Genomic DNA, 16,250 nt, shown 5'->3' with positions numbered 1-16,250 from the left:
CCGTCAGCTCTATTGACAATAGTGGACTGAGACACTGGCACTGCTGTTCATTGGTGTCCTAACCGGGTTACAAAAAGGGCCGGGGTTAACCGGCCAACGAGAGTAACCCTAAGTACCGAAGCTTGACTGGAGCGGGATTAATAGGTGTAGGAAAACTCCAGCCCCCAAGTGCGTGGTGCCTCGTAGTACTCGTAAAAAATGCCCCCAAAATAGGCACCGGTATGACCGTACTCCTCATAAGTGAGGTTTTTGCCAAACAACGAAACCTTGTAGCGATCGCTGATGTCCGACCAAGTCACACTGGCATCTAGCAGTGCGTAGCTATCGTGAAAGAGGCTGTTCTGAACATTAACCGGACGTTCATCGGTAAAACTGTATGAAGATCTGAATACCAGGATGCCCTGCTCACCCAAGTCAACGTCGTAGTTGGCCGAGAAAGAGTAGGTCCATTCAGGGGCACGTTCGAAAGCGAGCTTCTCGGCTTCCTGGGGGTCTGGAATCCCATCGCCATCAACATCAAAGCCCGGGAAGTCATCGTAGGCGGCATCCAGGTAGCCCAACGCAGCCGTCAGCACCAGATGGTCGGTGGCCATCCAGGTGGTTTCGATTTCGATGCCATTTATGGTGGCATCCGCCGCGTTTTGAATATTTTGTACACCGGTGCGTGAGGTATCCAGAATCACCCGTTGCAAGCCGGTATACTTGTTGGAAAACAGCGCTGCATTAACCCGTAGCCTGCCCTCCATGAGGTCTGCTTTGAGGCCGATCTCAAATGCATCAACCGCCTCTTCACCGTAGGGCTCGGCGGTGGCGGGGCTGAGGGCGCGAACATTAAAGCCACCACTGCGAAACGCTCGGGTGAATTGCGCGTACATCAGGACATCCGCGCTGGGCTTGTAGTGTAACCCCAGCTTTCCACCGACGTTGCTCCAGGTTTCGTCGTCCACAAACGCTGGAGCACAGCTCTCGAGATCCAGTGTACACCCCAGATAACCGTAGATCGCCGCGGCTTTTTCTTCTTCTGTGTAGCGCAGCCCCGCTTGTAATGTCAGCTTGTCAGTCAATGCGTAGTCACCCTGCACGAACAGACCGAGACTCTTGTGATCAATTTCGCCGCCTCGGGTGAGCACAATGCCGTCTAGTTCAGCTACCCCGGCCAGCAGGTTTTCTCTTGAGTCAGTGGTTTGCTCAAAGTACTGCGCCCCAACGGTGAAATCGAGCGCGTCGTTGAGCACACTGGCGTTGTAGCGCAGCTCCTCACTGAACTGATGTTGATCCAAGGTGATGTCATAGATCAGAGACTCGTAGGGCGTCGCATCGATGTCATTGAAGGAATCCACCTCAACGGCACGATAACCGGTAATCGATGTCAGAGTACCAGGCCCAATGTGCCAGTTGGTCTCCAGTGTAATCTGCTGCCACTGCGTCTGGCTGTCGCCCTGGGTGTCGTGGGCCAATTCACCGCGACCAAGCTCAACAGGTTCGATCTTGGGGTAACGAAAGGTGGAGCCATCGGGGTAAAAGGATCCGGCAGACTCAATTAGGCGGCCGGTGGAACCAGCGGTTTTTACGTCGCCAAACTCGGTGATTAGTGTCACCTCTAAATCTTCGGTAGGCGTCCATCCTAGCACCGGTCGAGCGAACAGGCTGTTTTCAGCGCCGATATTATTTCCTGCGGTTTCACGATTGTTAAAGGGCTGCCCGGTCACTTCGTTGATCCCGGGGTAATTGATATTGTTGTAGTAGCTGTCCCGATCTTTGCTCATCAGTGTGATGCGACCAGCCAAGGTGTCTTCGATCAACGAATTCTCTATTGCCATGGAAAGATCCCGACGGTTGGCCGTGCCAGTGGTCGCTTTCACTTCCAAACCAAATTCTCCGGTGGGCCGCTTGGAGCGAATCGATACGGCGCCACCCGTCACATTGCGGCCAAACAACGTGCCTTGGGGGCCGCGCAGCATTTCGATGGTGTCAATATCAAAGGTGTCCATTTGCGCCCCATAGGTACTGCCCAAGGTCACACCGTCGACAATAACGGAGACCGTTGGATCCACGGCTGCGGTGCTGGCCAAGAACCCCATACCACGCATGGTGAAGTTGGCGACGCCGGGCAAAGTGCCTACGTTCTGTAAGCGCACATTCGGCGCCATGACGCCGATGTCGCTGAGCTTCTCGGCGTGCATGGCCTCAACCTGGCTACCGGAAAAAGCAGAGATGGCAATGGGCACGTCTTGCAGGGCTTCAGCGTTGCTTTTTTTCTGGGCGGTAACGGTAATTTCTTCCAGCAGAAGACCAACCCCACTACGCCGGTGGGTGTCTGGGTTTTCAGCCGTTACGGTTGCCGCGCAGATCAGAGCGCCAGTGGCGATTGCCCTGCTGACTAAAGCAAGGGCCGTCTTTTGGTGGATTTTTGTGTTCATGCGGATGCTATCTCCTCAACGCTATTGTGTCGTTATTGTGTGTGCTGCTCGTCAGTCAGCGGGTCGTCTATCGGATCCTCTTTTTATCGTCAATTCAGCCAGTGTTTCAGGAGCAAAGGTCAGGCAGCGATTGCCGGTTTCTGTCACCAGCACCGTATCAGAAAAGCGAAAACCGCCCAGGCCGCTTAGATAGATACCTGGTTCAATGCTGAACACCATATCTTTCTTGATCTCTCGTTCATCGCCATCGGCAAGGAACGGGCCCTCGTGCTGGGTAACGCCAAAGCTGTGGCCGGTTCTGTGCAACCAGGTATCGCCGTACCCCTCCGAGTTTACGTACTGCCTGACCCGGCGATCCACTTCACCCATACACTCCCCTGGCTTCAATAATTCGAAGGCCAGAGCCCGGGCGTTGAGCATGACCTCAAACGGACGCTGCGCGGCCTCCGGTACCTGGTTGAGAAAAAAGGTGCGCTCCACCTCAGCGCCATACCCATCGGCTTTACCGGACACGACGGTGACATGTGGCCCCCCCTCTTCCATAGTCATAAACACGTTGGTGAAATTGTGAGGATCGTCCGACACCGACGGTGGCTGGACCATGCCGTAAACATTACTGGCCAACATATTGGTCGTGGGCTTATCGGTAAGAAGCTGCGTCATTACCCACTTAGACACCTCACTGTTAGCCTCGATAAATGACTTGCCGACACGGGCCCCCTCCAGCAGCAGCTGGTGGCCCTTGCTCAACAACACGGAGGTGTATTCGATTCTCGAGATTTCATACGGCGATTTGATTTCACGAAGCTGGTCGACCAGCGGCAGATAGACGACAGTAGATTGAATCTGCTCCCCCAGAGCGCGAACCAGATAGGCCGGAGACGTCTCCTCCACACCCACCCTGGCGCCCTGTTCAACAAGATCCCACAAACGGCAGTCCCAGCTTTTCGGTTGCCGAGCCGGAAACTCCTCATAGGTAACCCGCTCAAGATCCAGCACAGAACGACAGGCCACGTGGGGCTCCTCCAGCTCCGGCACCAGAAAATACGGTTGCCCGGTCTGCGGTATTATCAGGATAAAGGGTCGTTCGTGGACAAAATTGGCGAAATTGGTCAGATAGTAGATGTTGTCAGGAGACTGACACACATAGACATCCAGCCCTGCCGCTGCCATATGGATTTGAAGGTTTTTCAGCCGGGCGTCCAGTTCACCCTTGGATGGAGACTCAACGCTGGGAGGAACGTGATTCATGGCGGGATCCTTACTATCAATGGTGTATCCATTGTAGGAAGGACGTGGTTCGGCAGTCTGTTCCGAATTCACAGGGTTTTGTGCCGGATGTGCAGAGTATCTATTTGGAGGACAGTCTACCTAATTAAGACTTAGACACCGGAGGTGGCTAAGTCAAAGGGGAATGGAGAGGTAATCCAGAGAGCCCGGGGCGGCGATACCGAGTATTTAATCCTTCTTGATGATCGTGGTTAGATTGATCGGAGACTGAACCAACGTCTTCTCCCCAGCAATGGTTGGGTAGAAGATATAATAGCCTTTGTCCGGTTGAGAGGTGATTTTGTCATTCACCACCTGAAATGGCTTGTCAAAACCCTGGATGTGAACCTCGTAATCGCCACCCAGCATGGTATCCATTGTTCGGCTGCTTCTATTAATAAAGTCGCAGCCGGACAGCAATAGTGCAACCGCCACCACAGATAGAGTCCTAATCATTGGAATTTCCATTTTTAGTGAGTTTATTGTCGGATAGATCCAATTCTGCAATTTTGATCGCAACAACACAAGCCGTCGCACTGCTCTACTGTTTCTCAGGCGCGTGCATCATTCAAAAGCTGTACAGCAAGGTAACCGCCGTTTCGGTATCCGCATGCTTGCGAGCAACCGGGACCTCTTCAGTGTATTTGATGGTATAGGACAATTTGAGAGAGAAGTTGGCGACAATATTGGCTCTTAAGGCAGTGATGGATTTGGAAATGGTATTATCGGAACCGGATTCAACCGTGAGCTCTTCGCTAAAGACCGCGTTATCGCTCAGCTGCCACTGATAATTGAGCGACCCCCTCAGGATAGCTTCTTCCTGATCATCAGCCCCCGCTGCTTCAGCCTCGGCATCAACGACGCTCATTCGGAAACCGGGGCCCACTTCGAGCTCCAGGCTCATATGTTCGATATCGTTAAGCATCTTGCGTCCGTAGCCGGCAGACACCGTCGCCTGGTAGTCGAATCCACTAAAACGATCGTCGTCATAGGAGCCAAACAGAAATACGTAGCTCTTGTCACTGAGTTTGTAGTCAATCTTGTGAGACAGAAAGTATTTTTCCGCCGAGCGCTGATCATCCTCCTTGGTATTGAGGGTGTCCAGGTTGGTGGTATTGCGCCAACTTTCTTGCTCGTGCTGCAATTTCGCACGCCCCTTGATAGTCGTGGTTTCGGTATTGCCCGATGTGGAAACAAACCCCAGTTCAAGCTCGCCACCCCAAGGCGAGCTCGGGGTCTCTTCTCCCACCGTCCCCTGAATTGTCAATACTCCGATCATGAAAAACAATGTGCGCATTACCTAGCCTCCCTATTGATTGCAAACACAGCCCTTTAACCATAGCAGACTCTCTCAATATTGCGCCCAAGACTCGGGAATAGTTACCCAGTGCCGTGCATTATGATGGCAGGCGCTGATCGTAGGAGCTGGGACGACATCTTTCATACATCCTGCTGCTACGCCCACCCACTCCGGGAAGCGGGCCCAATACCAATACACGGTAGAACCACACTCCGGGCAAAAGTGGCGCACCTGATTGCCGTATTCATTACCGATGGCGTAGGTTTTTGGCTTACTGCCAATGATCTTCAGAGTATCCTTGCTATAGTAGAGTGAATGGCCAAAGGCACTCCCTGTTCTTTTACGGCAATCATCACAATGGCACAGGGCATTCAGTTTCGATGTTCCGGACAGTTCAACGGTAACTGCTCCACAACAACAACTGGCTTGCTTGTTCATTGTCTTACTCCTGACAGTAGATTCATTTTTCCTGATGGGGAAGTTTCTTGCCCCCTATCGGAAAGATCTGCGGCACGTGATCAATGTACTCTCGATAGGCATCGCCGAATTTGGCCAGAAGATCACGTTCTTCGTAGCCGATACCAATAAAGATGTATATTGAAAACAAGGCTGATGCGACAAAGTGCCCTGTTGTCATCACCGGCGTCGCCCAGAAGACGATCAGCATCCCCAGATACATCGGGTGACGCGAAAATTTGTAAAGGGAGGGTGTGATAAACGCTTCCCCATCAGCGGGTCTTTCAAGAAGGCTGTTCCATGTCTGCCGGACCCCGAAGAGCTGAGAGTGACTGATCATGAATGTGGACCACAGGACCAGCCCCGCGCCTGATAGAAATGTGATCTCCAGAAGCCTTGCCCCCCAGCCCGTGATTGCCCATATTGCTGCAGGCATCGGCTGCCAGGCCAGGTATACCCAAATAAGCACCAGACAGGTGGCTAATACATAGACGCTTCGTTCCAGACAGTCCGGTACCACACGGGCAATGACATCTTTAAATCCCGACCTCGCCATCACGCTGTGCTGAACACCAAATGCCAGAATGAGCAGTGCATTGGCTACTGCTGCCGGTATTGCCGGCAACGCCAGCAACACCGGACCACTATCAACTGTTTTTAACAGCGAAAGGATAGGCAGATAAGATGAAATAAACGGACCGCCCAGGAATACCAGAAGGTAGCTGAATACACACCAGAACAATAGATAGATTAAAATGCTGATAAAAAAGTAGATAAGCTTCATGTTGATCTCCCGCCTCGAATGTTGCTTGATGATGGCTACCGAGGTTCACGCTCAATAGTGCTGATCCTCCGTAATGCGTTGGAAGACATTTGAGCAGATGGGAGGGCAACAAACTTGAAGAAAGTCTGGAGAAAGTCTGGAGAAAGTCTGGAGATTGAAACCGCGCGGTGATATGGGCGTCGAGTCAGATTCGAAGGCGCCTGAAGGCCGTGCTCAGCGCTTCCCTGATCTGTCCGGACACAAAGGGCAACGCCGCGAAAAACTGTTGACTGTCAATGTGCGGGCTGCGCTCTCGGGCTTTATGCAGCCAGGCGTTTGCCCTGTCAGGACGATGAGTGATATCACTGGTGGCTGCTGCCAAAAGGTCCATAATGGCCAGGGCCCCGGGCTGGTGGGCAGACTTCTCGGCCCAGATGTGAGCATTCTCCCTGTCATCGTCGGCCAGGAATGAAAATGCCCGAATCCCATAGAAGCCATAGGAAAATGGGTCAAGAGGGCTCAGTGTCAGTGCCGTTTCCGAGTCCTGATATCCGCGCAGATCATCGCTGCTGAGCAAGGAGGCCAGACCGTGGGCGTAATAGCCCTGGGCGTAATTGGGATTGAGGGTAATGGCTCGCTCAAGCCAGGGTAAACTGGCTCCCGGCTCGCCGGTGAGCCAGTGCACACGCCCCCTGACAAAATTGGCCAGAGGGTCCATATGATCCAGATCGATGCTTTTTTCCGCGTGATTGATGGCCAGCTCAACGGCTTTTAGCCTGTCCACCCCGGGGTAGCGGTTAAAGGCATTTTGAAAGGCCGCCGATGATAATCCCGCGTGCGCGCGCGCAAAGTCCGGATCCAGCCTGATCGACTGTTGAAATAATTCAAGTGCCCTATGATTGTCTTGTTCATTAAAGCGGAAGAGATGAGATATGGCACGGTGATAGGCCTCCCAGGCATTGATATCATCTGTGCTCTTCAGCATAGCGTGGCGGGCTTCATGCTCGCTGATTTGCAGCTCCAGCTGATTGCTGATGCGGTGGATCAGCTCTTGCCGTATTTGGTATACGTCGACATGACGGAATGAAATGGTTTCCGCCCAAATGACGGTCTGATCTGAGACGTCGTCCAAACGAATATTGATTTCCACGGCAGTGCGATGACGCACCAGAAATCCAGAAACGCAGTATTTGGCGTTGACCAAGGCGTGTATGTCTGATTGTGTAATTGATGTATCAGAGAGCTGAAAGGCACTGGCGCGCGCGATCACTTTCAACCACCTCAGGCGGGACAAGCTCGTGATGATGTCGTGCGCCAGCCCTAGAGACAGTATCGTGTCTTTTTCGGTGTCAGACATTTGAAAAGGCAGCACCACGATGGTGGGACGATCTTCATCGGTCAGCGAGGAGACGTCAGAGCGGGGTTCTGTAGCATCCAACCTCGGATCGCAGCCCGCCCAACCAGTGCGCTCTGTTGCAATATCCTGGATGTCGCCAATAAAGCGGAAACCAAGGCCATGTACCGTCTTGATCCATTTTTGCGATTTGCCATTGTCGTCGATGGCTTGTCGGGCGCTCTTGATTCGGCTGGAAATCGCAGAATCCGAAACCACTCTATCCTTCCAGATGGTGGCCATAAGCTCGTCTTTCATGACAACCCGGTGGCGGTTCTCAATCAAGATACGCAGCAACGCAAAGACCTGTGGCTCAACCTGGACCGGGAGCCCCTCCTTAAGGAGGCATAAAGAGACTGGGTCGAGCTTGAAATTTCCGAAATGATAGGCCATCGCGCTAGATTTTCTGGGAGTCAGTGTAAGGATAGCATTTTCGGTTTTGGGGTAACAACAAGCCCTGAAATTCAGGACTGTGGATGCCGGCTTCCGGCACGCTTGGGCAGGAGCACGATAATAGATGAGTCACTCTTGATAAATCAGGTAACCGTGTGTATCAAAAAAAGGTGGCGGTTCCCCCGCAAGAGCGCACTAACAAGGGCCCCGCCACCGTGCAGAAATCTGCCAAGGGCTAGCCGGGTTGTCGTAACGCCTCGTGGTTTTGAGCAAGGTCTTTCAATTCATTCAGCACCACCGTCACCATCGCAAAGTCGATATTGTCCGTCGGCGTCAATTCCCCCACCAGCGTTTGCCAACGGGTGGCCTGAGACTCGTGTGCCCGTAACCAAGTCTCCAGGCTGTCATCGAGTGATGTGCCCTCGGTGGTTGGCTTGACGATGGACTCCGCCAGTGTTCGAATCTGAGATTCAACGTCATCCAGAAACGCCTCCCGCGCCATGGCTTGCCAATAGCTGCTGAGTCTGGCTTCCGACACCAGATGCACAAAGCGGTGCAATCCCAATCTGTCTGCCAGAACAAAATAGACTCGGGCCACCTCCGAAGGATCGACTGACAGCGCGTTGGCCGCCTCAACCATGTGCAGCTCGGAATACAAGGTTGTCGGCATGGCGGCGCTGGCGGCAATAGCCTCAGGCAGCCCCTGCTCCACCAGCTTGTCACGGCCAGACTCCCAATCCTGCCGCGGTTGGCCGCAGATGAGTTCGGGCAGTTTGGACTGCAACCGCTGTACAGGAGCGGCGAATGCCTCAACTTCCAACGCCGGTGACAAACACCCCCGTCGATTGCGCAGAAACCAGCGCGTCGCTCGACGCATCCGACGCATCATGGTGGCCAGCGCACTGTATTGCCGCTCTGAGTCTACCTGAAAGTCCAGCGCCTCTATCGCCTCGAAGTAACCGTGCATTTGGTAGATGTCCCGCGCACTCACATAGGCCTTGGCCACATCCACCGGGTTAGCCCCGGTAAACTCCGCCAGGCGGTGAGAAAAATTAATGCCCATGTGGTTGACCATGTCGTTGGCCACCTGAGTGGCCACAATTTCCTTGCGCAGACGGTGCTGATAGATCTGCTCCCGGTATTGGCTTTTCAACGCCTGCGGGAAGGCAGACTCCACCGATTGCGCAATGTAGGCATCGTCGGTGAGTTGCTCATTGGCCAGTACTTCTTTTAACTGCACCTTGGCGTAGGAAATCAGAACCGACAACTCCGGCCGGGTTAAAGACTTGCCCTTTTGCTGGCGTTCGAGAATTTCCTCATCCTCAGGGATAAACTCCAACCCACGATCGAGGTGCCCAATCTCCTCCATGTGGTTGATAAAGCGGCGGTATTCCCCCACCCGAATCGACACTTGGTACTCGGCCAGTGATATGGCCTGGGTTTGCTTGTAGTTATTGTTCAGCACTTTAACAGCCACGCTGTCGGTCATCGATTCCAGCAGCCGATTGCGTTGTTTGTCAGTCAGATCCCCGTTGCCAACAATCCCATCGAGTAGGATCTTGATGTTAACTTCGTGGTCTGAGCAATCGACACCGGCTGCATTATCGATAAAATCTGTGTTACAGGCTCCACCCTCAAGACAGAATTCGATCCGACCCAGCTGAGTCATACCCAGATTGCCGCCTTCGCCGAACACCCGGCAACGCAGTTCGCTGCCATTGACCCTTAGCGCGTCGTTGGCTTTGTCACCGACATCGCTATGGTTTTCATCAACGGCTTTGACATAAGTACCAATACCGCCGTTCCAAATCAGATCGACTGGCGCCTTCAGCAGCGCGTTGATTAACTCCGTTGGGGTCATTCTGTCCGTTGAGATTCGGAATCGTCGCTTCATCTCCGGAGTTGTCACGATGGACTTTGCCGACCGGGAGAACACCCCCCCGCCCTTTGAAATCAGCTCTTTATCGTAGTCCTGCCAGGTCGTGCCTGGATCATTGAACAAGCGCTGACGCTCGGTGAAACTGCTGGCGGGATCGGGGTCTGGATCGACGAAAATGTGCAGATGATTAAAGGCGGCGGTCAGGCAAATGCATGGCGACATCAACATACCGTTACCGAAAACGTCCCCGCCCATGTCGCCGATGCCAATGACGGTAAACGCATCGCTTTGAACGTCCAGGCCCTTTTCCTTAAAGTGGCGCTGTACGGACACCCAGGCGCCCCGTGCCGTAATCCCCATACCTTTGTGGTCATAACCCACACTGCCTCCGGAGGCGAAGGCGTCTCCCAGCCAATGGTCATAGTCCGCGGAAATCTGATTGGCAATGTCAGAGCAAGTGGCTGTTCCCTTGTCCGCCGCGACAACGAGATAGGGGTCATCACCGTCACGACGGATAACTTGCGGAGGAGCAACAATGTTACCCTCCGCGAAATTGTCTGTGACATCCAGCAAACCCCGAATAAAGGTTTGATAACAGGCGATGCCTTCCTCCAGTTGAGCCTGGCGCCCACCCTCGGTAGGAAGTCGCTTGGCAACGAAACCGCCTTTGGCCCCACTGGGAACAATCACCGCATTTTTGACCTGCTGGGCTTTGACCAGACCCAGCACTTCGGTACGGTAATCCTGCAAACGATCCGACCAGCGTAATCCACCACGAGCCACGGAGCCACCGCGCAGGTGAACGCCCTCAACCCGAGGAGAATAGACAAAAATTTCGTACAACGGACGCGGTTCGGGAATATCCTCTATGGTCTGAGGGGCAAATTTGAGGGAAATGTAATTCTTGGGTGTGCCCTCAGGACCATTCTGGAAGAAATTGGTGCGCAGCGTCCCCTGAATAAACTCCAGATACCGTCGGATAATTTGGTCTTCGTTGAGATTATCGACTCGATCCAGACTGTCGAGGATCTTTTGTCTCAAGCGATCGATCCTTTCAAGGTCTCGTTGCGCACCGCCATTGACTCGGGGGTCAAAGGTGAATTTGAACAGCGCGACCAGGTTACGGGTAATGTCCAGATGGTTGGCAAGCGTGTTGGCGATGTAGGTTTGGCTGAAGTTAAACATCGTCTGCTTCATATAACAGGCGTAGGCCCGCAGCACCGTCACCTCCCGCCAGCTCAGACGAGCACCGAGAACCAATCGGTTAAAGGCATCGTTGTGAGCCTCCCGGTTCCATATCGCGGCAAACGCGTCCTGGAAGTTCTGCCGGGCGGATTGTACGTCGATGTCGGTTTGCAACCCAAAGCGCAGGTCAAAGTCGTGCATCCATACCCGCCTGCCGTCACTGGACTTGATTTGGAAGGGATGCTCGCCCAGCACCCGTAGCCCGAGATTCTCCAGCACTGGAATCACGTCCGACAATTCCAGGGTTGACCCCAGGTGAAACACCTTAAAGCGCATGGCGTTTGTCGCCGCTCCCATGGGTTGGTAGAAACTCATGGCCAGGGGCTGCTCCTTATTCAAGCCATCGATGGCGCTCAGATCCTGAACCGCCGCCCGGGCTTCAAAATACTCCTGGTAACCGGAAGTAAAACCGCCCGCGTAGCGTTTGAAAAGTTGTGTGCCGAGTTCCTCCCCGTGGGTTTCGCACAACGAGTCATAGAGCCTGTCCTGCCAGGAGCGGGCAATGTCCACAATACGCCGTTCCAGGCGCTTGACCTCGATACTCGGTGTCTGCTCGGGGTCCACTTTGAACACGATATGACACCGGGCTAACACCGACTCCGAGAAGTACGTGGTGAATTCATGCTCCTGAGCGTTGATGGCAGCGCCGATCAGATGCTGAATCCGCTCGCGGATCTGCGTATTGAACTGATCCCTGGGCACATAGACGATGGCATTGACGAATTTGCCGTAGGGGTCCCTGCGCACAAACAGGCGCACCTGCTGACGCTCCTTGATGTGTGCGACGCCCCGGATGGTTTCCAACAACTCAGACTCGTTGCTCTGGAACAACTCATCGCGGGGAAACGTCTCCACAATTTGACGCAGTGCCTTGCCGTCATGGGAGCCGGGATCCAGATCCGCACGCGCCAACACATTGGCAACCTTCTGCCGTACCACCGGAATCAAAGTGGGTGAGAGGGTGTATACCGCTGCGGTGTATAACCCCAGAAATCGCCCCTCGCCACAAACACGGCCCTGGGCATCGAACTTCTTAACCACGACGTAATCGGAATAGGCATGGCGATGTACCCGCGAGCGCACCGACGACTTGGAGAAAGACAACAGTTGCGGCGTTAGGTGAAAGCGGGTCATGCCCGGATTAAGATCGTCCTCAAACGCCGTTGTGTCATGGCCTTCTCTTAAGCGAAACAATCCCAGCCGTTGATCCGTTCGTTCACACAACAAGCGCTTGCCTTCCAGCTCCTGAAACTCGTACTCGCAATATCCCAGCAGTACGAAGTGTCCGTTTGCCAACCACTTCAGAAAGGACCTGGCTTCCTCAACATTGACCTTAAGTGCCTTGTCCTCAACCCGCGTCAGCTCCTCACCGGCGGCGACGACCTTGGCGCGTAGGCTTTGATGATCGGTTACCACCGTTCCGACGTCCCGCAACACCGATCGAAACGCCGACGTTAACTCAAGCATGTCCGATTCGTCCGTATGACGACTGACTTCCAAGTAAACCAGGGCTTCCGTTCGAGCCTCTGCCGCGCCCTCATCAAGGTGGGCATCCTTCAGTGAGACTCGTTGTAAAACCCCCTCTCTGTCTCTCAACACATCAACGATGACGCTGTCAACTTCGTGAATCTGTAACCCGCGACGAGTGAGTTCAATGCGCAGCGAATCGACGAGAAACTCTCTGTCCTCCGACAGGATCAAGATAACGGTATGCTCACAAAGCCAGCCGTCCTTCTCCAAGTCCGGGTTAAATACGCGTATCTTATTTTCGATCGAACGATTGTTTAAAAAATGCCAGCAGCATAGGGCTCTACCCTTGGCGTCGTTCGAGATAAGGTCGTCCCCTATGCCTGAAAGGCCTGCAAGTTTGAGTCGCAGAGCCTCGGGGGCGGCAGACATTGGGGATTGGTGGTCGGTGAATTGATGTTTGGAACAGGTCGCTTCAGGGGCGTTAGTTACTACGTCAGTTGTCATGGTCAGGTCGGTATTTGCGCCAAAACTAAGTGAAAACGTCGAGATCTTGTACGGAACGAATCGGTTCGATATCACCTTGGTAGACATCGACATCATTCAATCCCGCGTTGGGAGTTAGGGTCTCTGCGCAGAGAAGGCAGTCCATCAAAGACTCAACACTGAGTCCTACCGCATTGAGATCATGCATAAACGTAAACGCCTTTCGCCGTAACACGGATCGCGCGGACCAACGTTCGGCGCTAAAGGTTGTCTTATAATAGATCCTCATGCCGTCTTCGAAGATCAGCGAGAAGTATCCGGTGTGGTACATGGTGGATTGGCCTGTCTGTGGGAGGGCAAAAACGATACCCTTGCTTTCGTTATTTTTCGAACTAGCTTACCAGAGACCCGGAGAGTCATTTGACCGAATTCGGGTAAATCAGCAGAACAATTTGGGGAAAAATGGGCGTTTCCAGATGTTTCTGCTGAGCGCAGAATTTACAGACTCAAGGCAGTGACACAGAATTATTTACAAGCTTTTATTTACAGGCTCTTACACAGTTTTATTTACAGGCTCCAATTAGATTTACAGGCTCTACTAGACGCTATACCCCCCATCCACACTTAATATCTGCCCAGTCACATAATTCGCCCGGTTCGACGCCAAAAAAGCCGCCGCCTCACCGATATCCCGAGCCTGCCCGAACCGCTTCAAACACAATCCAGTCTTAACCGCCTCCTTCCATCGATCATCAAATACCCCCTCCTGCTCAAGCCGCAAATAAATCCCCGCCTCAATCGCCGCCTTGGGAGCAACCGACAACACATCCTTGGGCGGCGTACGCAACAGACCGCGCCCGCTGACTTGCAGCCACACCCGCCTGACGACCGGAAAAAGTCGCGTCAGCAATACTGATCCCGGAATTGTAACCGTCACCACGCCGCGGTATGCCGCAGGCGGTTCGACCCGCTGCATATAATCCCGGCACAATGGAACCATCCAACTTCTTAACCTCACCGCTGGGCAGAGTATCCAGTCCTCCCAGGGTAAAAAACGGAATATAAACACCGCGCCCTGGCGTCATATCCAAAGCCACATAGGGCGCCTGCAGAGGTCGCAACCACTGTGACTGCTTATGAAACAAAGGATCTTCACCGGCTTCGGCGTGTTGATTATAAAAATTCATGGTGTGCGACAGACTGTCTGCGGGCAATCCCAACTCCTGTTCCAACTCTTCAATAGTCTCACCGGTCGCAACAACATCCGCATTTAACCAGCTGCCCTCTTCATAATTACCATAGGCATCCACATCCGCAATCATATAAATGCGTTCGTTGTTTTGCTCCCGGTATTGCTCCAGCAGGCGAGTGCCAATACGACCATGATAGGCATCCTCATTAACAAAACGCTGCCCTTTGCCGTTGACGATAATGCTGTAAGTCAGGCTGGCAGGTGGATAATAAGGCACGCTGCTGAAACCTTCGTGCATATTGATGGCTGCGCCGCCCACCGACATTCCCATCTGAATACCCGTGCCGGTGTCCCCGGGATTACCAATCGGGTTGTTGGCGGCATTGAGGCGGGGCGCGTACTGCTTGACCATCTTTTCGTTCATCACAAAACCACCGGCACACAGAACGACCCCGCCCCGGGCTTTACAAGCCAGGACTTTACCGTCTTTGCGAACCATCAACCCCACAACTTGCTCATGCTCATCCACAATCAGGCTCAGTGCCCGGCTGTCGAAATGTACGTTAACACCTCGGGCTACGGCTGCCTTTTCCAACACCTGCATCAACAGCGCGCCGGCACCCATGCCTTCCATCTGCACCACATGTCCGCGAGGCACCGGCTTGCATTTCTCAATTTCAGGCCAGGTTTTCTCGTTACCGCACCAGAACAGACAGTCGTCTGTGGTCGGCTCAACCACACGTTCCTCGTAGTAAGATTCTTTAAAAGGAACACCCATCTCCACCAGCCAGTCGAAATGGCCTGCAGCGCCCTCTGCAAACCTGCGAATCTTTTCTTCATCTGCCTGAGGAGCATGCTGCATCATCAGGTAATTCACCAGATTCTCGGTAGTATCCTCAAAACCAAACTTCTTTTGCATGGCGGTACCGCCACTGCCACCGAGATAAACCTCGCCACCGGAGAGCGCGGTGGAACCCCCAGCTGCAGAAGACACCTCAAACAGGTGCACTTCAGCACCGGCATTCGCCGCTTCAATCGCAGCGCAACTGCCGGCGCCGCCAAAGCCGACAATAACAACGTCCGTCTCGATATCCCAATGAGAGACTTCTTTGACTGGCGTTGATCGGGTGGGGGTTGGCTTCTTTATCTCAGTTTTTACCTCAGTCATACAATAAACCTATATAGATCAGATAGTTATAAGATCGGCCCCACAGAACCAATTTAAAGAGCCTTCTTTATTGACACCAGATTAAAGAACTATCTTTATTTTTGCAAGACTTCATCTTTGTGGTAACTTACCCCGCCATGAGTACCCCAAAACCCAGTAACAATACGGCAGACCGCCGCAACGCCCTGATTCTCAAAGCCCAGGAACTGTTTGCCCGCAAGGGCATCGACGCCGTGTCTCTGAATGAAATCAACAAGGCCGCCGGTCAGAAAAACACCTCGGCGATGCACTACCACTTTGGCAGTAAACAAGGTCTGCTGGATGCAGTGATTTACGAGCACTACGGGCCGATTGATAACGACATCAATAGCCGCCTGGACCAATTCGACGCCCTGCCCGTCGAGCAGCAAACCGCAAGACTAATCACCGAGGCCGTACTGCTGCCCTTCGTCGAACAATTGGAGACCCCTCAGGGTGTGGATTACCTGGTGATCGTCGGGCAGGTGTTTCTGAAAAGTTCGGACATGATTCTGAAGGGACACCCGGATGCTATAGATAAAGCGCGCCAGCGGGCATTTGAACGCATGAATCGTTTTACGGGGGAGTTACCAGAGCAGGTTCTTGAGGCCCGACAGGTGATGTACGGTAACCTGATGATGCAATCGCTCGCCATTTACGCCCGAGCGGTGCTTGATGGTAATGAGCACCCCTTTGGCGGCAAGGATCTGTTTATCAGTAACCTTACCGATACTTTGGTGGCGGCATTGACGGCACCCCTGTCAGAAGAGACGAAATCAAAGAGTCTGACTCCCTGAATAT

The 16,250-nt window shown here is 53.3% G+C and carries 12 protein-coding genes; 1 reads left to right on the top strand and 11 read right to left on the bottom strand.

Annotated features, from left to right (window positions below; all coding sequences use genetic code 11):
* Nucleotides 1-137: 137 nt before the first annotated feature.
* From HBA55_RS23835 to HBA55_RS23785, 11 genes are all read right to left on the bottom strand, one after another.
* Nucleotides 138-2,420: a TonB-dependent receptor gene (locus HBA55_RS23835; protein ID WP_166996509.1), complete on the bottom strand. Its 2,283-nt coding sequence runs from the start codon at nucleotides 2,418-2,420 to the stop codon at nucleotides 138-140.
* Nucleotides 2,421-2,471: 51 nt separating this feature from the next.
* Entirely contained in the window at nucleotides 2,472-3,671 is a 1,200-nt protein-coding gene (locus HBA55_RS23830; protein ID WP_166996507.1) for a M24 family metallopeptidase, read from the bottom strand.
* Nucleotides 3,672-3,878: 207 nt separating this feature from the next.
* Entirely contained in the window at nucleotides 3,879-4,145 is a 267-nt protein-coding gene (locus tag HBA55_RS23825; RefSeq protein WP_166996505.1) for a hypothetical protein, read from the bottom strand.
* Nucleotides 4,146-4,257: 112 nt separating this feature from the next.
* Complete coding sequence (locus HBA55_RS23820) at nucleotides 4,258-4,986, bottom strand: DUF481 domain-containing protein (protein ID WP_166996503.1); 729 nt, start codon at nucleotides 4,984-4,986, stop codon at nucleotides 4,258-4,260.
* Nucleotides 4,987-5,040: 54 nt separating this feature from the next.
* Nucleotides 5,041-5,427: a GFA family protein gene (locus tag HBA55_RS23815; protein ID WP_166996501.1), complete on the bottom strand. Its 387-nt coding sequence runs from the start codon at nucleotides 5,425-5,427 to the stop codon at nucleotides 5,041-5,043.
* Nucleotides 5,428-5,449: 22 nt separating this feature from the next.
* Nucleotides 5,450-6,229, bottom strand: coding sequence for a methyltransferase family protein (locus HBA55_RS23810; RefSeq protein ID WP_166996499.1), 780 nt, complete (start codon nucleotides 6,227-6,229; stop codon nucleotides 5,450-5,452).
* A 184-nt stretch (nucleotides 6,230-6,413) separates the two neighbouring features.
* Nucleotides 6,414-7,994: a winged helix-turn-helix domain-containing tetratricopeptide repeat protein gene (locus HBA55_RS23805; protein WP_240946240.1), complete on the bottom strand. Its 1,581-nt coding sequence runs from the start codon at nucleotides 7,992-7,994 to the stop codon at nucleotides 6,414-6,416.
* Nucleotides 7,995-8,229: 235 nt separating this feature from the next.
* Entirely contained in the window at nucleotides 8,230-13,092 is a 4,863-nt protein-coding gene (locus HBA55_RS23800) for an NAD-glutamate dehydrogenase (RefSeq protein ID WP_166996495.1), read from the bottom strand.
* Between the two features lie 25 nt (nucleotides 13,093-13,117).
* Nucleotides 13,118-13,402, bottom strand: coding sequence for a hypothetical protein (locus HBA55_RS23795; protein WP_166996493.1), 285 nt, complete (start codon nucleotides 13,400-13,402; stop codon nucleotides 13,118-13,120).
* A gap of 267 nt (nucleotides 13,403-13,669) precedes the next feature.
* A complete protein-coding gene (locus HBA55_RS38225; RefSeq protein WP_420821511.1) occupies nucleotides 13,670-13,897 on the bottom strand; it encodes an SDR family oxidoreductase in 228 nt (75 codons plus the stop codon).
* Nucleotides 13,866-15,431, bottom strand: coding sequence for an FAD-dependent oxidoreductase (locus tag HBA55_RS23785; RefSeq protein WP_166996488.1), 1,566 nt, complete (start codon nucleotides 15,429-15,431; stop codon nucleotides 13,866-13,868). The genes HBA55_RS38225 and HBA55_RS23785 overlap by 32 nt, the downstream gene beginning before the upstream one ends.
* 137 nt (nucleotides 15,432-15,568) lie before the next feature.
* On the opposite strand from HBA55_RS23785, the gene HBA55_RS23780 reads away from it, so the two are divergent.
* Complete coding sequence (locus HBA55_RS23780) at nucleotides 15,569-16,246, top strand: TetR/AcrR family transcriptional regulator (protein WP_166996486.1); 678 nt, start codon at nucleotides 15,569-15,571, stop codon at nucleotides 16,244-16,246.
* Nucleotides 16,247-16,250: the final 4 nt, after the last annotated feature.

This window comes from Pseudomaricurvus alkylphenolicus (genome assembly GCF_011683955.1).
In the GTDB taxonomy this organism is placed as follows: domain Bacteria; phylum Pseudomonadota; class Gammaproteobacteria; order Pseudomonadales; family Cellvibrionaceae; genus Pseudomaricurvus; species Pseudomaricurvus alkylphenolicus.
The sequence above is the reverse complement of the archived record's forward strand: the minus strand, read 5'-3'. Positions and strand labels throughout refer to the sequence as shown.

What these genes read in the sequence shown, in the direction of transcription:
- HBA55_RS23825 (WP_166996505.1), bottom strand. Translation starts at nt 4,145, where the DNA reads ATGATTAGGACTCTATCTGTGGTGGCGGTTGCACTATTGCTGTCCGGC.
- HBA55_RS23780 (WP_166996486.1), top strand. Translation starts at nt 15,569, where the DNA reads ATGAGTACCCCAAAACCCAGTAACAATACGGCAGACCGCCGCAACGCC.
- HBA55_RS23835 (WP_166996509.1), bottom strand. Translation starts at nt 2,420, where the DNA reads ATGAACACAAAAATCCACCAAAAGACGGCCCTTGCTTTAGTCAGCAGG.
- HBA55_RS23795 (WP_166996493.1), bottom strand. Translation starts at nt 13,402, where the DNA reads ATGTACCACACCGGATACTTCTCGCTGATCTTCGAAGACGGCATGAGG.
- HBA55_RS23820 (WP_166996503.1), bottom strand. Translation starts at nt 4,986, where the DNA reads ATGCGCACATTGTTTTTCATGATCGGAGTATTGACAATTCAGGGGACG.
- HBA55_RS23830 (WP_166996507.1), bottom strand. Translation starts at nt 3,671, where the DNA reads ATGAATCACGTTCCTCCCAGCGTTGAGTCTCCATCCAAGGGTGAACTG.
- HBA55_RS23815 (WP_166996501.1), bottom strand. Translation starts at nt 5,427, where the DNA reads ATGAACAAGCAAGCCAGTTGTTGTTGTGGAGCAGTTACCGTTGAACTG.
- HBA55_RS23805 (WP_240946240.1), bottom strand. Translation starts at nt 7,994, where the DNA reads ATGGCCTATCATTTCGGAAATTTCAAGCTCGACCCAGTCTCTTTATGC.
- HBA55_RS23810 (WP_166996499.1), bottom strand. Translation starts at nt 6,229, where the DNA reads ATGAAGCTTATCTACTTTTTTATCAGCATTTTAATCTATCTATTGTTC.
- HBA55_RS23800 (WP_166996495.1), bottom strand. Translation starts at nt 13,092, where the DNA reads ATGACAACTGACGTAGTAACTAACGCCCCTGAAGCGACCTGTTCCAAA.
- HBA55_RS23785 (WP_166996488.1), bottom strand. Translation starts at nt 15,431, where the DNA reads ATGACTGAGGTAAAAACTGAGATAAAGAAGCCAACCCCCACCCGATCA.